Below are 5,325 nucleotides of genomic sequence, written 5' to 3' on the forward strand. Positions count from 1 at the left end.
TCAGCTTGTGGGTAACGTGATTTTATATGATTTGTGCGACTGGAAAATCGGAGATTTTTCGGACGTAGCAAATCGTTTGTTGAATGTTTGTCAGTTTGTACTAGTTCAAATTTAAGCATAAATTATATGAGGTGTTAGCAACTGTTTTTTTTATTCAATTTTCATATCATAATCTTGTTTCGATTCATTATAGATTAAAGTGATATTTTCTGGATAGTTGTTTCCGAAATCAGTTAATATTTCAATAATCGTTTTCAAGTCAATTTTATATATCCATTTATTTTTTTCAAAGTCGGAACACATTATTACATTATTCCATTTTTTATTTTCTCTGAAAGCAAATATTGTCAAACTGTGTATTAACTGATTACAAATAAAATTAATGTTTTTTTCTTTAATCTCAAATTTTTCAAGTTTGTATAATTCATCAAATTCAAATGAATTTAATTCTGTCAACTTTATTGAATTTTTAGGATATGCTTTTATTTTATATTTTTTTTGCCTGAGGCTGTCAGATATTCTTTTGGTTTCAATTAGTTTTCTTATTATAAAGAAGTTTATAATTAAATCTTTTTCAAATATTACTTGGGATTTTTCACTCCATCTTTTAATCTCTTTCTGATTTTTCAATGATTTGGCATAATCAAGAAGTTCTTTTTTCCAATATCTTGATTCAATCATAGTGTTCGGATTTTATAGTTGCTAACGTTATTGTATATGGTTTGTTGCGTGGTTAAGCACCTAATTGAGCAAATAAAAACCGAATAGAAAATCCGCGAGGATTTTCGTAAGTAGGCTAGAACTAGCAATAAATTATATACGGTGTTGTGCGTTCGTTTTTTTATTTTGTTGTTATAATTAAATAATCTTTATCCATTCTAAAAATTCGACTGTCTTTCGAGTCTTCGCCTTTTTGTATTCGGAAATCCTTAATCGCATTTGGGTCAAGTTTTATTTCCGATGTAGTTTTGTCGTTCAATAAAATTCCGTCAATTATTATAAATCCGATTTCTTTTTTATTCCAACCTCTGCGACCTTTACTTAAACTGTCTAAATAAATAGTGTTCAAGGTAATTAGTTCAGGTTTTTTTAATTGGTCAATTGTTACAGTTTTCTCTTTTCGGTCAATGAAAGTTGCTTTTATGTTATCCTTGTCTAAATATAAATTTTCGAGATTTACTTTCTCGGAATCCAATATGATATCGAATTCCGAAGCGTATTTTTTCAATATTTTATTTCGGTCGTATTTTATATTTCGAGTTGCGCAACCGAAAGTCAAAGTCAGGATTAATAGAAGTAGAAATATTCTCATTTTATTTGTTTTATTCTCAAAAATATTCCAATTCCGATTTTCATAAAAACTCAATTGAGTGACTGATTCTTTTCGTTTAGTTAACGCGCTCCGTAAATGACGCACAACGGTTTAGAGCATGAAAAGTTGCGGTTATATAACCATAAATTTTCAGCTGTATAAAAATAATAATTTTTTGTTTTAGAAACATTCTAATTTAAAGGATTAAGCAATTTTTTATGCGCATTGTTGGCAAATGTTTATCAAAATCGTTCATAAACACAAACCTGCGAAAATCAGGTATCGTAAATAATCAAATCTCCGATAGCGGTTTAGATGACAAAAGCAAATAAGAGAACTGCTTAAATACTTACCTTTAAAAAAAATGCTTTCCATTATGATAATTTATGTTTCTATTTGAGTTCAATTTTTGGAATTATGTCCCGAATTAAATAAAAATAAAAATGCGCTTACGCTAACCAATTTTTCCAAAAACTCAAGTCTCCGTTTGCGGGTTTGATGGCAAAACTAAATAAACAACAACTTATTAGAAACGTGAACAAAAAATCACTATCCAACAATATTTGCCAACGAGTTTTTATATGATTTGTGCGACTGGAAAATCGGAGATTTTTCGGACGTAGCAAATCGTTTGTTGAATGTTTGTCGGTTGTACTAGTTCAAATTTAAGCATAAATTTTATGAGTTGTTGGCTACAGTAACTTTTTAAGCAACTCCATTAACATTTAAGTCTATAAATTTTTCTTTTTCAATAATGTAATTTATATTCCAATATCTACTTCCTCCATCGAAAATTATTTGCCATTCTGTTTTCCACGAGTCATCAGGTTTCGTCCAACCTCGAATTGATTCCATAAGACTATAACCATTCCAGATGAAATTCACGTGAATTACTCGTTGTCCGAATTGGTCAATAAATCCAATATATTGTCGAACATATTTGTTTAGATTTTTGTGAATTTTTGGTCCATAATGTTTATTTTCTTTGGGTTTGTTTTTATTCGTCTCTCTTAAATATTTACTTAATCGGTTTTCTAACTCCTCAATTTCCAATTTTGTTGGAGTAAATCTCTTTTCAATTGTAGGGCTTTTAGAATAAGGAATATTATAATTTTTTGAGAAAATTGCTCCTTCATATTTTCTGTTTTCAATCAACTCGATTTCTTGAGAATAACTCAAGTTGAAATTCAAAATTATTATTATCAGAAGTAGTTTTTTCATTATTGTAGCCAACGTGATTTTATATGATTTGTGCGACTGGAAAATCGGAGATTTTTCGGACGTAGCAAATCGCTTGTTGAATGTTTGTCGTTTGTACTAGTTCAAATTTAAGCATAAATTATATGAGTTGTTGGCAATAGTTTTATCCTCTGTTATGTTTTTTTTGTTTACTAAATCTGTTTTCAATTCTATCTACTGGGTTTCTTTTAGAACCAAATTTTCTGTGATAACTTGGCAATCCATCTGGCTCTTTGTCTACATCATCCAATAATAAACTTCTCAGCCACGAGTTAAATTGTTTGATTAGTCTTATCATTATATGTTAAATTTATCTATTATAAAAAGAGTTAATAAAATCATTGAAATCCAAAATATTAGACTTGAGAAATAATATATTAAAGTTTGTCGTTTTAGTTCTTTATTCCCGGATAGATGATAGAACACTCGTGTTCCAGTTATCAATATGATAAAAAACCCGAAAAAGAATATTTTCCTTTTTTCAGAATCAGATAAACCTTTCTCGCTAGAATCTTTAATCAGTTTTGAATAGTTTCTTTCAGTCTTTTTCATCAATTATTGCCAACGGGCTTTTATATGATTTGTGCGACTGGAAAATCGGAGATTTTTCGGACGTTGCAAATCGTTAGTTGAATGTTTGTCGTTTGTACTAGTTCAAATTTAAGCATAAATTATATGAGTTGTTGTAAGCAGTTAATCAAAGTTTATATCAAAATCAATTTCTGTTTTTTTAGTTCCTCCAATTCTTGGATAATCTTTAAAACTATCATTTTCATCAATTAATTGGTTATATTGTTTAGAAGCTACTTTCAATTCCTCCTCAATCTGTGCTAATTTGTCTAATTTTTTATTTGCTTTTTTATCAGTTTCTAAATTGGAATATTGCTCTAATGTCAAAATCGATTTTACAATTAATCCTGACAATTTTCTTTGATAACTAAAGTATTTATCCATTCTCAAGCTATCTATCTTAAAATCATTCGATAAATTCAATTTTTCAATTTCATTTGGCATTTTCAATTTATCATTCTTTTCATTTGCTTTTTTTACAAAATAATCGACAATTTTAAATCGTTTGGAGTAAAGTTTTGAAAGCTCGTTCGTGGATAATTCCAATTTCTCAAAATCATTATTTAACTCTATTTTGTCATTTTTTTGAGAATAGAGATTTGTCAGAAATAGATTTATTGTAATCAGAACTAAAATTATCTTTTTCATTTCGGTTTCGTTATTGCTTACAACGGTTTAGTATAACCAAAGTTGTGATTTGGTTAGCAATTTTTTTCGTTTGATAAATTTAATAAAATAAGTATTACAAAACATTAAAATTAACAAAAAGAAACAATTTTGGTTATACATTGTTGTAAGTTGCGGCTATTAATTCTGGTGCTAAAAAGTCGTACGTAATTATTATTAAATATTTAATTTATCTATGAATTAAAATTTATCTTAAAAACTTATTCCGATTCATTTCTCATTGCGTTATTATGCTCAAATTATTCGGTTTCAATGAGTTTTTTCGGTTTATTGCTCAATTCCGTTTTGATACTTAAGATCTGAGATTTGTCAATTTAGTTTTAATTTGTCTTAAAAACTGTTTCCAATTCGTTGCTCATTCCGTTTTAATGAGTTTTTTCGGTTTGTTGCTCAATTCTGTTTTGATTCTAAAAATCTGAAATTTTTCGGTTTACGATATTTTGTCTTAAAAACTTTTTCCGATTTCATTGCTCATTTTTGGGTTTCAATTTTCAATTCAAATAGGCTCAAATTTTTCAGATAGAGTAGAAGTGAGTTTAGAACTTTATTTTCTGATTAAAATAATTTTTTCGTGTCTTAGATAGTTCAACTTTTTCTACTTTAAAATACAAGAATTAAGGACTTCAGAGTGAAGTCCGCCGTTACTTACAACGTGATTTTATATGATTTGTGCGCCTAAAAATCGAAGATTTTTCGGTGGCAGCAAATCGTTAGTTGAATGTTTGTCGTTAATATTAGTTCAAATTTAAGCATAAATTATATGAGGTGTTGGCTACTTTGTTATTTGTTCATAATTTCTTTTAAAATTAATAATTCAGAATCATTCGGATTAACTTTTAATAATCTTTCAACTAATTTCAATCCTTTATCACAATCTTTATTTAGGAACTTACAATTATAACTATATCCTAAAGCAAGTCTATAATTTGCTTCGTATTTTTCTGGAAATTCTTTCACTGCATTTTTATATTGAAAAATAGCATTTTTCCAATTTTGTTTTTCAATCCAATTATCTCCATTATTTATATAAAATTCATACTTCTCAATTTTTTTTTGATTTTCTCTTTCAATTAATATCTTCTCTAATTCTTTATCAGACACAAAATTTTCGTTAAGTTTTTTATTTTGATATTGAACAAAACTATTATAAAGATTATAAGATAAAAAAAGAATAGGAATGGTAATTAAGAATGAAATTATCCAAAGTCGTAAAGATTCCTTTTTTCGTTCTTTAATAACTTTTTCTCGTATTTTTCGAAGTTCTTGTTTAGAAAGTTTTCTTATATCAACTTCTCCTTGAAAAGCTTTCAAATATGCTTTTCTGGCACTCATAAAAGAGCTGTCTTTTTTGAAAATACTTATTTTTCGTAACAAATTCCTATTGTTTCGAATAATTGTATTCATTGATTGCATATTCCCAGCTCCGCTCATTTATTTTGCAATTTTTTTATTCGGACATTGTAGCCAACGGTATTTTATAAGATTTGTGCGACTGGAAAATCGGAGATTTTTCGGTT

Annotated in this window: 6 protein-coding genes; all 6 read right to left on the reverse strand. The window is 27.8% G+C overall.

Features of this window, described 5'->3' with window-relative positions; genetic code table 11:
* Positions 1 to 150: 150 nt before the first annotated feature.
* Positions 151 to 681 (reverse strand): hypothetical protein, encoded by a 531-nt coding sequence (locus BM335_RS15445; RefSeq protein WP_090230385.1) that lies wholly within the window; start codon positions 679 to 681, stop codon positions 151 to 153.
* Positions 682 to 841: 160 nt separating this feature from the next.
* Positions 842 to 1,228: a hypothetical protein gene (locus tag BM335_RS15450; protein WP_143102447.1), complete on the reverse strand. Its 387-nt coding sequence runs from the start codon at positions 1,226 to 1,228 to the stop codon at positions 842 to 844.
* Positions 1,229 to 2,017: 789 nt separating this feature from the next.
* Positions 2,018 to 2,491 (reverse strand): hypothetical protein, encoded by a 474-nt coding sequence (locus tag BM335_RS15455; RefSeq protein WP_218157826.1) that lies wholly within the window; start codon positions 2,489 to 2,491, stop codon positions 2,018 to 2,020.
* A gap of 184 nt (positions 2,492 to 2,675) precedes the next feature.
* Positions 2,676 to 2,849 (reverse strand): hypothetical protein, encoded by a 174-nt coding sequence (locus BM335_RS15815; RefSeq protein WP_177219234.1) that lies wholly within the window; start codon positions 2,847 to 2,849, stop codon positions 2,676 to 2,678.
* A gap of 395 nt (positions 2,850 to 3,244) precedes the next feature.
* A complete protein-coding gene (locus tag BM335_RS15465) occupies positions 3,245 to 3,769 on the reverse strand; it encodes a hypothetical protein (RefSeq protein ID WP_090230841.1) in 525 nt (174 codons plus the stop codon).
* Positions 3,770 to 4,588: 819 nt separating this feature from the next.
* On the reverse strand, positions 4,589 to 5,140 hold the full coding sequence (locus tag BM335_RS15470) for a tetratricopeptide repeat protein (protein WP_143102449.1): 552 nt from the start codon (positions 5,138 to 5,140) through the stop codon (positions 4,589 to 4,591).
* Positions 5,141 to 5,325 lie beyond the last annotated feature (185 nt).

The organism is Lutibacter maritimus, assembly GCF_900116115.1.
GTDB classification, from domain to species: domain Bacteria; phylum Bacteroidota; class Bacteroidia; order Flavobacteriales; family Flavobacteriaceae; genus Lutibacter; species Lutibacter maritimus.

What these genes read in the sequence shown, in the direction of transcription:
- BM335_RS15465 (WP_090230841.1), bottom strand. Translation starts at nt 3,769, where the DNA reads ATGAAAAAGATAATTTTAGTTCTGATTACAATAAATCTATTTCTGACA.
- BM335_RS15470 (WP_143102449.1), bottom strand. Translation starts at nt 5,140, where the DNA reads ATGAGTGCCAGAAAAGCATATTTGAAAGCTTTTCAAGGAGAAGTTGAT.
- BM335_RS15445 (WP_090230385.1), bottom strand. Translation starts at nt 681, where the DNA reads ATGATTGAATCAAGATATTGGAAAAAAGAACTTCTTGATTATGCCAAA.
- BM335_RS15815 (WP_177219234.1), bottom strand. Translation starts at nt 2,849, where the DNA reads ATGATAAGACTAATCAAACAATTTAACTCGTGGCTGAGAAGTTTATTA.